Here is a 15,414-nt window from a genome sequence, read left to right on the forward strand (position 1 = left end):
ACTCGACCCCTAGCACCCCATCTCCTTTTTCATACTTCTTGAAAGCTTCCAAAATTTTACACTGGATTTTTATAAGCTAGTATTTACTTGGGCTCCAGCGGTGTTCTGCTCTACGAGAGTCCAGCAACGTCCATCAAGAGCCGACGTTTTTGTGGGGGTAAAAGTAGGGGGAGTCCGTTTCATGGCCAAAATCACCATCAAAGAACTCGAGTCGCTGACCGCCAACGATGCCGGCCGAATCCTCAGGGAGGATGGCAATCTGGCCGGTCGAATCTCAGTCCGTAAGGACGGTGTGTCGGTCAGCTTTTTCTATCGCTATCGCTGGGGCGAGCAGAACAAAGAGTACTCCTGCGGGTCATGGCCGCGCAAATCCCTCACGGACATCCGTAAAGCACGCAACCAGGCCCGGGCGCTCATCGATGAGCAAATCAATCCCAACGAGCAAAAGAAAACCGCCAAGGCACAGGCATACGCCGCTGCTAACGTAGAGGCTGACCAAGTAAAAGCGACGAAGGTGAAAACGCTGACCGTCCAGGATTTGGCCAAGGCGTGGCTGTTGGATGGCGTGGCGCGCAAAGATGGCAATGCTGAATTGCAGCGCCGTTTTAACAAAGACCTTTTTCCGGCACTCGGCAAGACCGCGGTGAGCAGCGTCTCCGAACACGATGTTCGGGCGCTGATCCGCACCGTGGTCAACCGCGGCGCTCACCGGCAAGCCATCAGTTTCTTCGCCGACCTCACTCAGATGTTCAACTGGGCCAGAAAGCGCCAGCCCTGGCGGGCCTTACTGGTCGAGGGCGATCCAACGGAGCTAGTCGACATCTCCCCTCTGATCCCTGCCGACTACGAGGCAGAAAGAAGCCGCATTCTTTCGCCCGCTGAGTTGCTGGAACTGCATAACCGCTTCCTACAAATGACCCAAGATTACAACGCCCTACCCGCTGGGCAAAAATACGACGGCATACGGCCGTTAAAGAAGGAAACCCAACTCGCGCTCTGGATCAGCTTGGGCACCTTGTGCCGGATTGGCGAGTTGCTGCAGGCCGAATGGAAAAATGTCGATCTAGACCAGCAGACCTGGTTCCTCCCCAGCGAAAATGTCAAAGGCACCCGTGGCAAAAAACAGGATCACCATGTCTTCCTCTCCCCCTTCGCCCTGCATTTCTTTCAAGAACTCAAAATCCTGACGGGCGACTCGCAATGGTGCTTTCCGAACAAGCTGGATGATGCGCATGTGGGTGTGAAAGTGGTGAGCAAACAGGTCGGCGATCGCCAGGCCCGGTTCAAAAACCGCAAGGCCCTCTCAAGACGGTGCCATGACGATACCCTGGTGCTGGCCGATGGCCAAAACGGCGACTGGACACCGCATGACTTGCGCCGTACGGGGGCAACCATGATGCAGGCTTTGGGGGTCAGCCTGGACGTCATTGATCGTTGCCAAAACCATGTGCTGGCCGGTTCTAGGGTGAGACGCCACTACCTGCATCACGACTATGCAGAAGAGAAGAAACGTGCCTGGAATCTGCTGGGCGATCGACTCAGTGCTGTGTTGTCCTCCGCCTACGAGCACCCCCCGGCCGAGTCGATGATTTCTTTCCCAGCCTATACCGAGAATGGATTGCTACCGACTTCATAAGTCGGCATCTTCAGTACTGAGTAATCATAGTTTCGTATGACCTCGCCGAGCGTGCTATTTGGCTCGATTTCTGCCCATCATGACCGGCAAAAGTCGGCCAGCAGTTGCCAGTCGCACGTCTAAAAAATTAGCGGCGATTCAGCCGCTGGCAACGAGCCAAAAGCAGGCACTCAACGCGTCTACTAAACCGGGGACGATTCAGACGTCAGGATCCAGACACGTCACCATCCGTGCGCTTGCCAAGTGAAATAGCATTAGCACCACGCCGAGGGCGCTAACCAGCGAAAAGGCTAATTGCCCCGCCTGTAGGTCGCACTGAAAGTTCTGGATGTCCCACTCAACCAATCTCGAACATTAAACGCGCTGTTGGGCGGCAGCCCGAAAGCGGACTTTCGGGTTGTTTTTGAATCCGCTTTTAGGCCAGTTCGCCGCTATGACTGTTCACGCCGACGCTGAATTGACCCACGTGCCGAGGCAAGACTGCCCCATCTCCAAACCTTCAAAATTCAGCAAAGACAAGGATTCGCGAGGAGTCAGACTGGGTCAGTGAAATCTCAGCAACTGGGGCTATTCGGCGTAGGCGCCAACAGTTCTTGGGGCTCATTGTGCTGGGGCGACCATAGATTTTATGGCTCCCCCTCACGGTATCAGCTAAACCCACTCAGCAGCTCATACCCTACGTAGGCCATCATCGATCCGAAAAACACGGCCATATACGGTGGATCTATGGGAGTCACACCTGTTTATCGCTACTTACGTTGCAGCCGCATTAATGGCAGTGGTCTCGGCGGCGGTGCTGCTAGGTGTCGATTTGCCACGCCATGAGGCGGCTGTTAGTACTCCAGGTCGCCCGCTTGCGGTGATTGTTCGGCAGCCTCGACTCATCAACGTCATGCTCTGTGGCGTCATAACTTACACCTTGATAAATGCCCTGATGACTTCGACCCCACTAGCAATGAAGCATGAGGATCTTACACTGGAATCATCGAACCTGGCATTGCAGCGGCACGTCATTGCAATGTACACACCCAGTTTTTTCACTGGAAATCTGATCCGCCGTTTTGGAGCAAACCGCGTTGTGTTGGTGGGGTTGATGTTAACCGGCGCGTCTATTTCTGTCGGGCTGCCGGTGTGCAGTCCTACCACTTTTATCTATGTTTGGTGCTTCTAGGGATTGGTTGGAATTTCGGTTCTGTCGGCGCCTCTGCACTCGTCCTTCAGAGCCATAAAACAAGCGAAAGAAACAGTGTCCAGGCGCTCAATGATTTCATTGTCTTTGGCGCCGTAGTGCTCGGCTCGTTTGCATCGGGAGGTATTTTGAATCGATACGGTTGGACCGTTATCTGTGCGCTTGCCTTTATACCTGTGTTGGTGGCTATAGCGACGTTGATGTTGAGCGAGCATCGCGCCTGGCGTTCAATCCAAGAACGCACAAGCTAGTTCCGCGGAACAGGCTTAGCCTCCAGACCATGACCTGAACTTGCCTGGTTTTTTTGGAGAGCTTGCGATCTCAGCAACGCTTGTGGCCAGGGTCGGCGCAACGTCTTTTTACTTAGACAACTCCTCAGCGTCGGCAACCATGGTCAAGTATGTTTTAGCAGCTGCAGCAAACCTTCCACATCAGCTAGCGCTGGAGCATGGGCTCCGGCATGGCGGCAAGATATGGATGCGCAAGCCGCTGAAAATTGCAGGCGCTCTCTCAAGTCCACGATCCCCAGCAACTGCGCAGCCAGCCAACCAGCCATACAAGCGTCTCCTGCTCCAACCGTGTCTTCCACCTTCACGGCAATCGCCGGCTGATCGAGTTGGCTATCCGGAGTGTGGAGAATCATCCCTTGTTCTCCTCGGGTAAAAAGGATCTGCGCCTGAGGATTAAGAGCGCGAAGCTCATCCATTGCCTGGTGTTCTGTCAGCCCTGGATAAATTTGCCGAAGGTCTTCATCGGAAAGCTTAATCATGTCAGCAAGGGTGGTCATCGTAGGGAAGGTCTGCTCCCGATAATGGCTATCCATTAAATTGCGCCAGTTCGGATCATAGCTAATCCGTTTACCGGCTTTTTTGGCCTGCTGAGTAATTTTAACCAGCTTGTCTGCAAGTGGCTGTCGAGCCAAACTGATACAGCTGAAATGACACAGCTCTGCTTCGTTGATCCATCCTTCGGGCATCAGATCTGGATCAAAAAACAGATCGGCATCTCCAGCAAAAAAGTATCTTGGGGGACGGCTCGATGGAACGATGGCGACCAAGGGATCTCGGTCTACCCGTTGGATAAACCTCATATCCATTGCAGCTGCTTCCGACTGCGAAACTATCTCGTCACCCAGTGAATCCATGCTCACCGACCCGGCAAAAGCACTGCTAACACCCAAGCGACTCAGCGCTCGTGCAACGTTCCAGGGAGCACCACCTGGGTAGCCCTTCCACTGTCCAGGAGTGCCTTGGACAAGATCGGTCAGGGCTTCGCCAAACACTACTGCGCGAGGCAATACCATCGTCACTTCCTCAATTTTTTGTCGTAGGGAACTGCTGGCTGATAAAAATCGACCGGTAATCACTTACTCAATGCACTTTGATGAAAGGCAAGGTTTGTTGAAGTTAGAGAAGTTTTCATAGCCAACTTCAAAGCAGATGTTGGCCGGACACATTCAAGTATTAAAACCAGGTTTCCATTTGTATACCGTATTGCCATACACCTCCGGCTTTGAAGTCCGTCATGCCAAAGGAATCTGTGGTACTGAATCTGTCCAGATCCGAAGACCAGTTCATGAAGCTTGCGAACACTCGCAATTCGGGACGTGTAAGAAAATCTCCAACCTCAGGTTTGAATGTCGGGGCGACAGTGAATTTCCAAAAGTTACCGTCGACCGCATTACGTTGTAGATAGTCCTTCGGGTCGAGCTTCATGTTTTGCCAGCTTATTTCGTAGGCCATCTCGAAATTGCTGTTGATTTTGTTAGCCAATCGCACGCTCAGGGTCAGCCAGCGGTAATCGTCACCCTTGACGTATCTATCTTTGCTCTGTTCGGCCAGCAAGCTGGGCCCGATGCGCCAGTCAGGCGCAAGGGGTGTCTCACCGTAAAGTGCCAGACGCAGAGCGCGGGCATCGTCGATGAGTTCGCCATCCGAGCCGATGTTCTTGACCTCAGCTCCCAGACCTTGCCCATAGAGCAGCGCCGTTTTGAAGAAGCCTTCCCTGCCGAAAAAGTTTTTCTGGTGATTGGCCAGCATGCTGTGCAAACCGGAATCCGCAGGCGTCAAACCCGCTGCATTGGTGCGGGTACCAAAATCGTTTTTCTTTGCGCCGATGGCATTGAACATCCACTGCCACTGACCATCCTCGAAGAACTGGTTGGAGGTCAGGATGTAGCTTTCCACATCGGCACTAAGACCGCCTTGACTGAAATCCCCGTAGTTGCGCCCGATCAAAGAGTAGTTCGAACGCCAATTCTTGTTCATCTGCATATCGTAGATTCCACCCCCGGTGCCGGCCAGATAGACAACGTCCGAGTCCAGCCAGTGGATATCGAAATTATCTCTATCGAATCGCTTGCCTGCCCACAGGGTGGCGTTCTCGAACACTGAATTGCCCTTGAACGCAGCGAGATGGTCAAGCGCTGTGAATACCTGGCGCACGTTCAGTTTGCTTTCGTCAGCCGTCCAGTCATTAGAACTTTCCACACCGTCAGCGATCGAGACCGTGAATTTGGAACGGGTGCCGTTTTGCGCATAGATTTCTTTCGACAGGTCTATACGCATGTAGGTGTCGTCTTCGTTACCGAGTCGCCCGACTGCACCACCGACTGAACCGGCAGGAGTTTCATAAGGGCCGCCACGACCACCACCCAGCCCATCGTTGATCAGCAATCCGGAGCGGGCGTAGCCGTTGAAGCTGAACCCACCAGTGAGGTGTCCGGTACTGCCCTCTTTCTCCAGGCTTTGCTGACGGGCTTCAAGTTTTGCCAGTCGGGTATCCAAAGCGGGCACCGAAATTACTGCCGCTGCAGACGCTGCGGGCTGCAAGGGAGCAGTGGCGAGTTTGATCTGCTGCAATTCCCTGGCAAGTGCCTGGGTTTGCTGCTCGGCTGCGGCTGCACGCTTTTCCGCGGCGCTGGCACGGGCTTCAAACGCGGCCATGCGTTCTTCCAGAGTAGCGGCCTGAGAGGTCGTCACCGAAGTGCTGAGCACGCCTGCGAGTAGCCAGCTTGATGCTTTCTGCATGTGGATTTCCTGTTTTGTTTTTATTGTTTTGTTCCCGCGACCGGCCATTTTTCATGAGGTGCGAATTGTCGCAATCGACGAAAAAAAGGATGCCTCATCGCAAAGACGCTGCTACATTTGGCGCTGTTAACGTTAACTTTTCTAAAAACAAAAATAAAGAGGGCTTTATGAAACAGCTAAAAACTCTCCTTCCAGCCGCACTACTCACTCTCTGTGCCGGATTTCCATGCCTCTCGAGCGCTGCCGATTTAACGATCTCGTGTGGCGCGGTGGGTGCGGAGTTGCAGCTCTGCAAGGAGGCTGTCGAGGCGTGGTCGAAACAGACCGGCAACAACGTCGAGGTGGTTTCCACGCCTAACTCGGCGACCGAGAGGTTGTCGTTCTATCAACAGATCCTCAGTGCGCAATCCAGCGACATCGACATCATTCAAATCGATATGGTGTGGCCAGGAATGCTGGCCAAACACTTGATGGATCTGCGCGAGGTGCTTCCTGCCAACCCGACCCAAGGCTATTTCCAGGCACAGGTGGATAACGCCACGGTGAACGGACGGCTGGTGACGATGCCGTGGTTCACCGACTCGGGCCTGCTGTATTACCGCAAGGACTTGCTCGAGAAGTACAACCAGCAGGTTCCGCAGACCTGGGAGGATATGACCGCTACCGCCAGGAACATTCAACAGGCTGAGCGCAATGCCGGGAACCCCAATGCGTGGGGTTACATCTTCCAGGGGCGCGCCTACGAGGGCCTGACGTGTAATGCGTTGGAATGGATCAGCAGCCATCCGGAAGGCGGGCTGGTCAATCCACGAGGTGACATCGTGGTCAAAAGCCAGGCTTCAAGAACGGCTTTGACCCTGGCGAAAAGTTGGGTAGGAGACATCTCCCCGCGGGGCGTACTCAATTACACCGAGGAAGAAGGCCGGGGTGTATTCCAATCGGGAAATGCGCTGTTCATGCGTAACTGGCCTTATGTCTGGGCTCTGGTGCAAAGCCAGGACAGTGCCGTAAAAGACAAGGTCGGGGTCGCTCCCCTGCCCCGCGGTGGCGAGACCGGCAGCCATGCCTCAACACTCGGTGGCTGGGGCCTGGCGGTATCGCGTTACAGCGCCCATCCAAAACTTGCCGCAGAACTGGTGAGCTACCTGACCAGTGCCCAAGAGCAAAAACATCGTGCCCTGATAGGCGCCTACAACCCGGTTATCGAGTCGCTGTATCAAGACCCCGAACTGCTCGCGGCAATGCCTTATTACGCTCAGTTGCACAGCATTCTCAATGATGGGGTGATGCGTCCCGCCTCCATTACTGCCGATCGCTATCCACGGGTCTCCAATGCGTTCTTCGATCGAGTGCATGGCGTGCTGGCGGGCGAGTTGCCTGTCGATCAGGCGCTGGCTGAACTGGAAAGCGAACTCACGCGCATCAAACGCCGGAACTGGTAAGCCACAAGGAAGGAAATCACCATGTCTGTCTCTACTACCCATGCCCACTGTGACGAGCTCCTGCTCACCCGGGAAACGCCTGTGCAGCGTCGCCGAGTACGCGCCGCCTGGCTGTTTCTGACGCCGATGTTGCTGTGCCTGGCCCTGGTGGCAGCGTGGCCGTTACTGCGCACATTCTGGTTCAGCCTGACCGACGCCAACCTGGCGGACACCGGTGGCGGATCCTTCGTTGGCCTGAGCAATTATCTATTCCACAACGGCTCCAGCTGGTCGGGCATCCTGGTCGATCCGCAGTGGTGGAACGCGGTGCGCAACACCTTGCATTTCACCGTGGTGTCAGTGGGACTGGAAGTCGTATTGGGGCTGCTGGTGGCGTTGCTGCTGAACATCAAGTTCACCGGCCGCTCTCTGGTGCGTGCGTTGATTCTGATTCCCTGGGCGATTCCCACCATTGTCTCGGCGAAGATCTGGTCATGGATGCTTAACGACCAGTTCGGCATCATCAATCACCTGATGCTGAGCCTAGGCCTGATTGACGCGCCCCTGGCCTGGACGGCGGATGCGGACCTGTCGATGTGGGCGGTGATCATCGTCGACGTCTGGAAGACCGTCCCTTTTGTCACGCTGCTGATGTTGGCGGCCTTGCAGATGCTGCCGAGCGATTGCTACGAGGCCGCCAGGGTCGATGGCATTCATCCGCTGAAGGTGTTCTGGCGTGTCACGCTTCCCCTGCTGATGCCCGCATTGCTGGTGGCGGCGATATTCCGCATCCTCGACTCGTTGCGGGTATTTGACGTGATATACGTGCTGACCTCGAACTCGTCGAGCACCATGAGTATGTCGGTGTATGCCCGTCAGCACCTGGTGGAGTTCCAGGACGTCGGTTACGGCAGCGCAGCCTCGACGCTGTTGTTTCTGGTGGTTGCGGTCATCGCCATGCTTTACCTCTACCTCGGACGCCGTCAACTGGAGGTCCGCTCATGAGCCCGCGCCAGCTGAAAAAAGCGCTGTTGCGCCTCGGGTTCTGGTGTCTGATCGGGGTGTTGCTGCTGTATGCGGTTTTCCCTTTCTACTACGCCATCGTGACGTCGCTGAAGCCATCCAGCGCCTTGTTCGAGGTGAGCTACTGGATCGATAACCCCGACTTCTCCAATTACGCGGCGGTACTCCATCAAGCCTCATTCCTGCGGGCTATCGGTAATTCGCTGGTGGTTGCGCTGTGTGTGGTGACACTGGCGCTGTTCCTCAGCCTGACCGCCGCCTATGCCTTGGGCCGGGTGAAGTTCCGTGGGCGTGGCACGGTCTTGATGATGGTCCTTGGGGTGTCGATGTTTCCCCAGGTCGCGGTGCTGTCGGGGCTGTTCGAAGTGATCCGCGCCCTGGGTCTGTACAACACCTCCTGGGCGTTGATCCTCAGCTACACAATTTTTACCCTGCCCTTCACCGTCTGGGTGTTGACCACGTTCATGGGGCAACTGCCCCATGAACTGGAAGAAGCGGCAATCATGGATGGCGCTTCACCCTGGGTCACGCTGACCCGAGTGCTGTTGCCACTGCTCTGGCCCGCACTGGTCACCACTGGCTTATTGGCCTTCATCGCCGCGTGGAACGAGTTCCTATTTGCCCTGACCTTCACCCTCACCGACACGCAACGCACGGTGCCGGTCGCCATCGCCTTGATTTCCGGCGGCAGCCCCCATGAGTTGCCTTGGGGGTTGTTGATGGCTGCATCGGTGCTGGTCACCGTCCCACTGGTAATTCTGGTGCTGATCTTCCAGCGCCGAATAGTTTCCGGTCTCACTGCCGGCGCGTTAAAGGGTTGATGCCCAACAAAGACAAGGAACAGCATCGTGATCAAATTGAAACTGAACAACGTGAACAAACAATTGGGCGGCGCGCGGATTCTTCGCGACATCAGCCTGGAAATCGCGGCGGGTGAATTCGTGGTGTTCGTCGGCCCTTCGGGCTGCGGCAAGTCGACCCTGCTGCGCCTGATCGCCGGACTGGATTCGATCTGCGGCGGCGACCTGCTGATCGACGGGCGTCGGGTCAACGACCTGGAGCCGCGCGAGCGTGGCGTCGGCATGGTATTTCAATCCTATGCGCTGTACCCACACATGAGCGTCTACGACAACATCAGCTTTGGTCTCAAACTGGCCAAGACTGAAAAGAGCAGCCTGCGTGAGCGCGTGCTGAAAACAGCGCAAATCCTTCAATTGGACAAACTGCTGCAACGCAAGCCAAAAGAACTGTCTGGAGGGCAGCGCCAGCGTGTGGCAATGGGCAGAGCCATGGCGCGTGAGCCGGACATTTTGCTGTTCGATGAGCCGCTCTCCAATCTGGATGCATCCTTGAGGGTGCAGATGCGCAACGAAATCGCCCGGCTGCATGATCGACTGGGCTCGACCATGATCTACGTCACTCACGATCAAGTGGAAGCGATGACCCTGGCCGACAAAATTGTTGTGCTCAATGGCGGTCGCGTAGAGCAGGTCGGCTCACCGCGCGATCTCTATGAGCGCCCGGCGAGCCGCTTTGTAGCCGGTTTTCTCGGTTCGCCCAGAATGAACTTTCTGGCGGCACGCCTGCATGCCCCGGGTGAAACCAGCCTGGTCGATACTCCCGTCCTGGGTATGACCTCCCTGCCCTTCGACAGCTCGAATCTGGCGGCGGACGCCCCACTGATTCTGGGGATTCGCCCGGAACACGTGTCGCTCAAGGCGGCGCAAGGAACTACCGGCGTCGTCGTGACCGGGGTCGAATACCTGGGCAGTGAAACCTATGTGCACCTCGATACAGGTCAGGACGAGCCACTGATCTGTCGTTGTGAGGTCAACGCCGGGTGGCAGGTGGGCAATCAGGTCGAGCTGCAGCTGGAGTTCGGCAATCTGCACCTGTTCGACGCCGACGGCAATGCCTTGAGTCGCCACCCACAAGCCATTGTAACCCTGCCGGATGACGTTTCTCTAAGCTCAGTCCGAGCACGCGCCCTATGACCTTGTCTTTGAATACCCCGAGCGATCCAATGCCTTGCACCCTTGACCTTGCGCAGCGTGCGCTGAGTGACGGTCTGTCTCGCGTCATCCAGGATTATCGACCTGGTTATCATCTTGCCCCCCCAGTGGGCTGGATGAACGATCCTAACGGGGTCGTGTACTTTCGTGGCGAATATCACGTTTTCTATCAGCATTATCCCTTCGACGCGAAATGGGGCCCGATGTATTGGGGTCACGCCAAGAGTGCCGATCTTGTTCATTGGCAGCACCTGCCCATTGCGCTGGCACCCGGCGATGACTTCGACCGTGATGGATGTTTTTCCGGTAGCGCAGTGGTGTGTGGAGATACCTTGGCACTGATCTACACCGGACACACATGGCTAGGGGACGTGGGTGACGAACACTTGATCCGTCAAGTCCAGTGCCTGGCCACCAGCATCGACGGCATCCGGTTCGTCAAACATGGCGCCGTCATCGAGAACGCGCCGAAAGACACGATCATGCACTTTCGTGACCCCAAGGTATGGCAGGAGGATGACTATTGGTACCTGATTGCCGGCGCGCGCCTGGGTGATAAACCGCTACTGCCGCTATACCGTTCCACGGATCTGCACGCCTGGGAGTTCCTTGATTATGTGTCCAGCGGCAGCGAGAGCGATGGCTATATGTGGGAGTGCCCGGATCTGTTCCGACTGAACGGGCGCGATGTGCTGCTGTACTCCCCCCAGGGCATGCAATCCGAGGGTTACGAACGGCTCAACAAGTACCAGACCGGTTATCGAGTGGGCCGACTCGACAGCGAATGGCACTTCACCGGCGGGCCTTTTATCGAGTTGGATAACGGCCATGATTTCTACGCCGCACAAACGCTACTGGCCGCCGACGGTCGGCGCCTTGTGTGGGCGTGGCTCGACATGTGGGAAAGCCCGATGCCGAGCCAGGCCCATCATTGGTGCGGCATGCTCGGTTTGCCGCGCGAACTTGAACTGTGCGCAGATCGCCTTTGCGTGTATCCGGCACGTGAGCTCACCGCTCTGCGCAAAGCGCCATTGCCAGGCACGTCCTGGTGGGATGAATCAGGAACCCGGTGGGTGCCGGAAGTGAATGGCGATATGCTCGAAATCCACGTGCACCTGGATTTACTCGGCTGCACCGATGGCCACCTGGGAATCGCGTTGCGCTGCAGCGACGATGGCCATGAACAAACCCTGCTCTACTACGATGCGGCGTTGCGGCGTCTGGTGCTTGACCGCACCCACTCTGGTGCGCAAGTCACAGGCCAGCGCAGCGTGTCGATAGACCCGACACAAGAGCGACTGGAACTGCGTGTGTTCCTCGATCGCTCGTCCATCGAGGTGTTCGACGAAAACGCGCGCTTCAGCCTCAGCAGTCGCCTCTATCCGCGGCCCGACAGTCTGGGCGTGAAGCTTCTGTCAAGCGGGAGTGGCGGGCGTGTCTCGATTCCCAAGGCATGGCCTCTCGGCTCTGGATGGCTGTGAGCAACGTCATTCGAGTCGCGAGAAGCCCGGGCCCTGTGTCATGATTCTGCGTCAACCTTACCGGGCTCGCCTCGCATGACTTCAGTGAAAGACGTTGCACAGCTGGCCGGCGTGTCCCTGATGACGGTTTCTCGAGCGCTCAATAATCCGGAAAAACTGAGCCCTGAAACCCTTCTGCGGGTGCGTCGCGCCATTGATAAACTGCAATTCGTACCGAGCCTGTCGGCGCGCAAGATGCGCGGCGACAACCTCCAGTCGCGAACCATCGGTGTGTTCGCGCTGGACACCGCGACCACACCGTTCGCAGTCGAGTTGCTGCTGTCCATCGAACAGACTGCGCAGCAATCCGGCTGGAATGTGTTCATCCTTAACCTGTTGAGCAACCCTCCCACCGACCAGAACATCGACCTGATGTTGTCGCACCGCCCCGAGGGGTTGATCTTCAGCGCCATGGGGTTTCGCCAGGTATGCATTCCCGAACGATTGAAGAGCAAACCCCTGGTACTCGCCAATTGCCTGGCCGATGACAGTCGCCTGGTGAGTTATGTGCCAGACGACGAAGCGGGGCAGTATCGAGCCGTACATCACGCGTTGAGCCAGGGCTATCGGCGCCCTCTGTGTATCAATCTGCCAAAACAGAGTCTGGCCTGGAACCTGCGACAAAAAGGTCTGCAACGTGCCTGTCAGGCATTCGGGCTGTCGCCTGACGCACTCCTGCAATACGACCTTTCCGATCATGACGCCTATGGTGAAACCGCAGCCATCCTCGACCGGAACATCATTGAGGGTCGTCCCCAATTCGACATTCTGATCTGTGGCAACGACCGCATTGCCTTTTGTGCCTATCAACTATTGTTGGGCCGTGGCCTGAAAATTCCCGACGATGTCGCCGTGCTCGGCTACGACAACATGATCGGTATTGCTGAGCTGTTCATCCCGCCGCTGACCACGGTGCAACTGCCGTATTACGAGATCGGTCGCAAGGCTGCCCGGCACCTGATCGAGACCCTCGACGTATCGGGAGCCCAGCCAGTTGATTGTCCATTGGTGGTCAGGGCATCGCTATAAGATTTAGTTAATTCGGTGATAGCGCGCCCGCTTGCTTTCGATTTGCCACTGGCCTGTCACCGACCGCTTAAGCCCAAAGGGTCAGTCACGACATGCACAAAACGGCCAGAAGTCGTCATTCTTCAAATCTCACCGCCCCTCAGATCGAAAAAGACGCTTTCTTGGCGATTATCAGCTCAGTGGAAATATTCAACTTCTCCTTTCTTCCCCCTCAGCAAAACGCATTGGGCCGGAGACCAAACCGACCCAATACCATACGAGCTGATCCATTACCGCGAATCGACTAACCCAACGTGTTAAGGCACACCACCTTGGGTTGGGTCATTTCCTCGTAGGCAAAATGCACACCTTCCCGGCCCAGGCTACCGTACTTGGAACCGCCAAACGGCATCGCATCGAAGCGGTAGTCGGAAGAGTCGTTGATCATCACTCCCCCGGCTTCGATCCTCCGTGCGGCGCTCATGGCGGTTGCCAGATCATTGGTGAAGATCCCGGCATGCAGGCTGTATTCGGGCTCATTGATCAACGCGATGGCTTCATCGAAGGTTTCGAAAAGCTGCAATACCACCACCGGAGCAAAGACTTCATTGCGCCAGAGTCGACTGGCGTGATCGACATTTTCCAGCACGGTGGCGGCGTAGCACGATCTTGCACGCCGATGGCCGCATAGCAACGTGGCGCCTTCTTGCAAGGCCTCGTTGACCACTTGCTCGGCATTCTGCGCGGCTTGCGCAGTAATCATGGGGCCTATATCGGTATCGGCCAGCAATGGATCGCCGACCACAAGCGCACGCGCCTGGCTGACGAATTGCTCTCGGAACGCTTCATAAACAGACGCCTGAATCAGCAAGCGCTGAGTGCCTACGCAGTTCTGCCCCGCTGCCCAAAAGGCTCCGGACACGCAACTCTCGACAGCGGCCTTAAGGTCTCAGTCGCCCATGACGATTACCGGCGCACTGCCGCCCAGGCGCATGGCCAGTTTCTTCAACCCGGCCGTGCGGGCGATCTGTTCTGCGGTGACGAAACCGCCGGTGAAGGAAATCATCCGCACCTCACGGGCGGCGACCAACGCTTTGCCCAGTTCCGCGCCGCCGGGGGCGACTATAACCACTGATTCAGGCAAGCCTGCCGCGACCAGATAGGAGACCAGTTTAGTGGCCGACAATGGCGCGAGCTCGGAAGGTTTGAGAATCACCGCGTTACCGCCCGCAATGGCCGGACTGAGTTTGTGTGCCACCATGTTCAACGGATCGTTGTACGGCGTGATCGCCACGATCATGCCCAAGGGCTCGCGAGAAAACCAGCCCTGACGCGATTCGGAGTCTTCATAAGCGTCAAACGGCACCAACTCCCCGGCATTGCGCCTGGCCTCCTCGGCCGACAGCTTGAGGGTGTTGACGCAACGCTTGACTTCCTTTTCCGCCTGTTTGAGGGTCTTCCCGGCCTCGTCGACGATCAGCCTGGCAAACACACGGGCATCATGTTCGATGTTGATTGCGGCTTGCTCAAGAATGCGAGCCCGACGATGACGCGCTAACGCGGCGCACGCTCGTGCACCACTGCGTCCTGTCTCCAACAACTGCGGAACTTGCGACGCACAGACATTCGTTACGCTACCTATGAGGTAACCGTCATAGGCGTTAAAGACCTCAATGGGCGGCTCCACGATATCCAGGACCTGCGCCGCCAACACTGGCCAGCGGATAGTCGTTGTTCAACAGCCGCGGTACGACACTGGCACTGATCGAGCCATCGGCATGACGCATCGCCGACCCGATCAGCTTCCAGCGAGCGCCGTCCTGCCGGTTTTTTTCGATGTCGCCAAGGCTGAGGGAGGAAATGCCACTGCACGTGACGTTGCTGACCGTCAGCTTCGCGTCCAGCAGTTCATTCGCCAGGATCACCACTTTGAGGCGTACGTCATGGCCCTCGACATCCGCCGTCGGGTCGGCTTCGGCGTAACCCAGCTCCTGAGCCTTGCTGACGGCCTCGGCAAAAAACCCGCGTGGTGGATGAAGAAGGCAAAGGCTGGGTTTTCGTCTCACCGGTCTATCGGGGACGCCCCATAAACCCGACCTCCATGCTCAAGCCCTTTCAGCGCATCTGGCCGGAGTACAACATCACCGCCCACGGCTGTCGCGCCACCTACCGGACCATTGCCCACGAGCACTTAGGTATCGATCCAATCGTGCTCGAACTGTCCTTATCCCACCGGATGCCAGGTGCGTTGGGGGCTGTGTATACCCGCGTGCAATTACTAGTGCAACGCCGGGAGGCGGCTCAACAATGGGCGAACTGCTTAGACCAGTTGCGGCAAAATGCTGCGCACGTGACCTCAGATTGAGGATACAGCGCGAGGAATTAGGAGATGGAATGGGAAACGAGGCATGCATCAATTCCTAACGTCTGACTAAGGAGTCTTCAATTTGCAGGAATCAAATGCTTTGCCGATTGTAATAGTGGATGTAGTGACCATGAAACCTTGGATAAACACCCTAGTCACCACACACCGCGGCAACTTAACAAGAAGTACCGGGGGGCTATCCGCAGTTTAG

At 56.5% G+C, this 15,414-nt stretch carries 9 protein-coding genes and 3 pseudogenes; 8 read left to right on the forward strand and 4 right to left on the reverse strand.

Annotation, left to right across the window (positions count from 1 at the left end):
- The first annotated feature begins 181 nt into the window (after positions 1–181).
- A complete protein-coding gene (locus tag DNK50_RS20990) occupies positions 182–1,636 on the forward strand; it encodes a site-specific integrase (protein ID WP_112196113.1) in 1,455 nt (484 codons plus the stop codon).
- A gap of 1,583 nt (positions 1,637–3,219) precedes the next feature.
- Here the strand turns inward: DNK50_RS20990 and DNK50_RS21000 are convergent.
- A complete protein-coding gene (locus tag DNK50_RS21000; RefSeq protein WP_112196114.1) occupies positions 3,220–4,128 on the reverse strand; it encodes a carbohydrate kinase in 909 nt (302 codons plus the stop codon).
- Between the two features lie 160 nt (positions 4,129–4,288).
- A complete protein-coding gene (locus DNK50_RS21005) occupies positions 4,289–5,854 on the reverse strand; it encodes a carbohydrate porin (RefSeq protein WP_112196115.1) in 1,566 nt (521 codons plus the stop codon).
- A gap of 167 nt (positions 5,855–6,021) precedes the next feature.
- Between DNK50_RS21005 and DNK50_RS21010 the strand changes: the two genes are divergently transcribed.
- The 6 genes from DNK50_RS21010 to DNK50_RS21035 all read left to right on the forward strand — a co-directional run bounded on the left by DNK50_RS21010 (position 6,022) and on the right by DNK50_RS21035 (position 12,859).
- Complete coding sequence (locus tag DNK50_RS21010; protein WP_112196116.1) at positions 6,022–7,296, forward strand: ABC transporter substrate-binding protein; 1,275 nt, start codon at positions 6,022–6,024, stop codon at positions 7,294–7,296.
- A 21-nt stretch (positions 7,297–7,317) separates the two neighbouring features.
- Complete coding sequence (locus DNK50_RS21015; RefSeq protein WP_112196117.1) at positions 7,318–8,280, forward strand: carbohydrate ABC transporter permease; 963 nt, start codon at positions 7,318–7,320, stop codon at positions 8,278–8,280.
- Positions 8,277–9,119, forward strand: a complete 843-nt coding sequence (locus tag DNK50_RS21020; RefSeq protein ID WP_112196118.1) for a carbohydrate ABC transporter permease — start codon at positions 8,277–8,279, stop codon at positions 9,117–9,119. The genes DNK50_RS21015 and DNK50_RS21020 overlap by 4 nt, the downstream gene beginning before the upstream one ends.
- A 27-nt stretch (positions 9,120–9,146) precedes the next feature.
- Positions 9,147–10,292 (forward strand): ABC transporter ATP-binding protein, encoded by a 1,146-nt coding sequence (locus DNK50_RS21025; RefSeq protein WP_112196119.1) that lies wholly within the window; start codon positions 9,147–9,149, stop codon positions 10,290–10,292.
- Positions 10,289–11,791 (forward strand): sucrose-6-phosphate hydrolase, encoded by a 1,503-nt coding sequence (locus DNK50_RS21030; protein ID WP_112196120.1) that lies wholly within the window; start codon positions 10,289–10,291, stop codon positions 11,789–11,791. The genes DNK50_RS21025 and DNK50_RS21030 overlap by 4 nt, the downstream gene beginning before the upstream one ends.
- A 75-nt stretch (positions 11,792–11,866) precedes the next feature.
- Entirely contained in the window at positions 11,867–12,859 is a 993-nt protein-coding gene (locus DNK50_RS21035) for a LacI family DNA-binding transcriptional regulator (RefSeq protein ID WP_112196121.1), read from the forward strand.
- Between the two features lie 283 nt (positions 12,860–13,142).
- Here DNK50_RS21035 and DNK50_RS21040 read toward each other — a convergent pair.
- A pseudogene (locus DNK50_RS21040) lies at positions 13,143–14,549 on the reverse strand (aldehyde dehydrogenase family protein).
- Positions 14,539–14,856 (reverse strand): annotated as a pseudogene (locus tag DNK50_RS21045) (homoserine dehydrogenase); the annotation flags it as partial. The pseudogenes DNK50_RS21045 and DNK50_RS21040, both read right to left, overlap by 11 nt.
- Between DNK50_RS21045 and DNK50_RS21050 the strand changes: the two are divergent.
- A pseudogene (locus tag DNK50_RS21050) lies at positions 14,844–15,203 on the forward strand (integrase); the annotation flags it as partial. The pseudogenes DNK50_RS21045 and DNK50_RS21050 overlap by 13 nt on opposite strands.
- Positions 15,204–15,414: the final 211 nt, after the last annotated feature.

This window comes from Pseudomonas sp. LG1E9 (genome assembly GCF_003290225.1).
Taxonomy (GTDB): domain Bacteria; phylum Pseudomonadota; class Gammaproteobacteria; order Pseudomonadales; family Pseudomonadaceae; genus Aquipseudomonas; species Aquipseudomonas cyclaminis.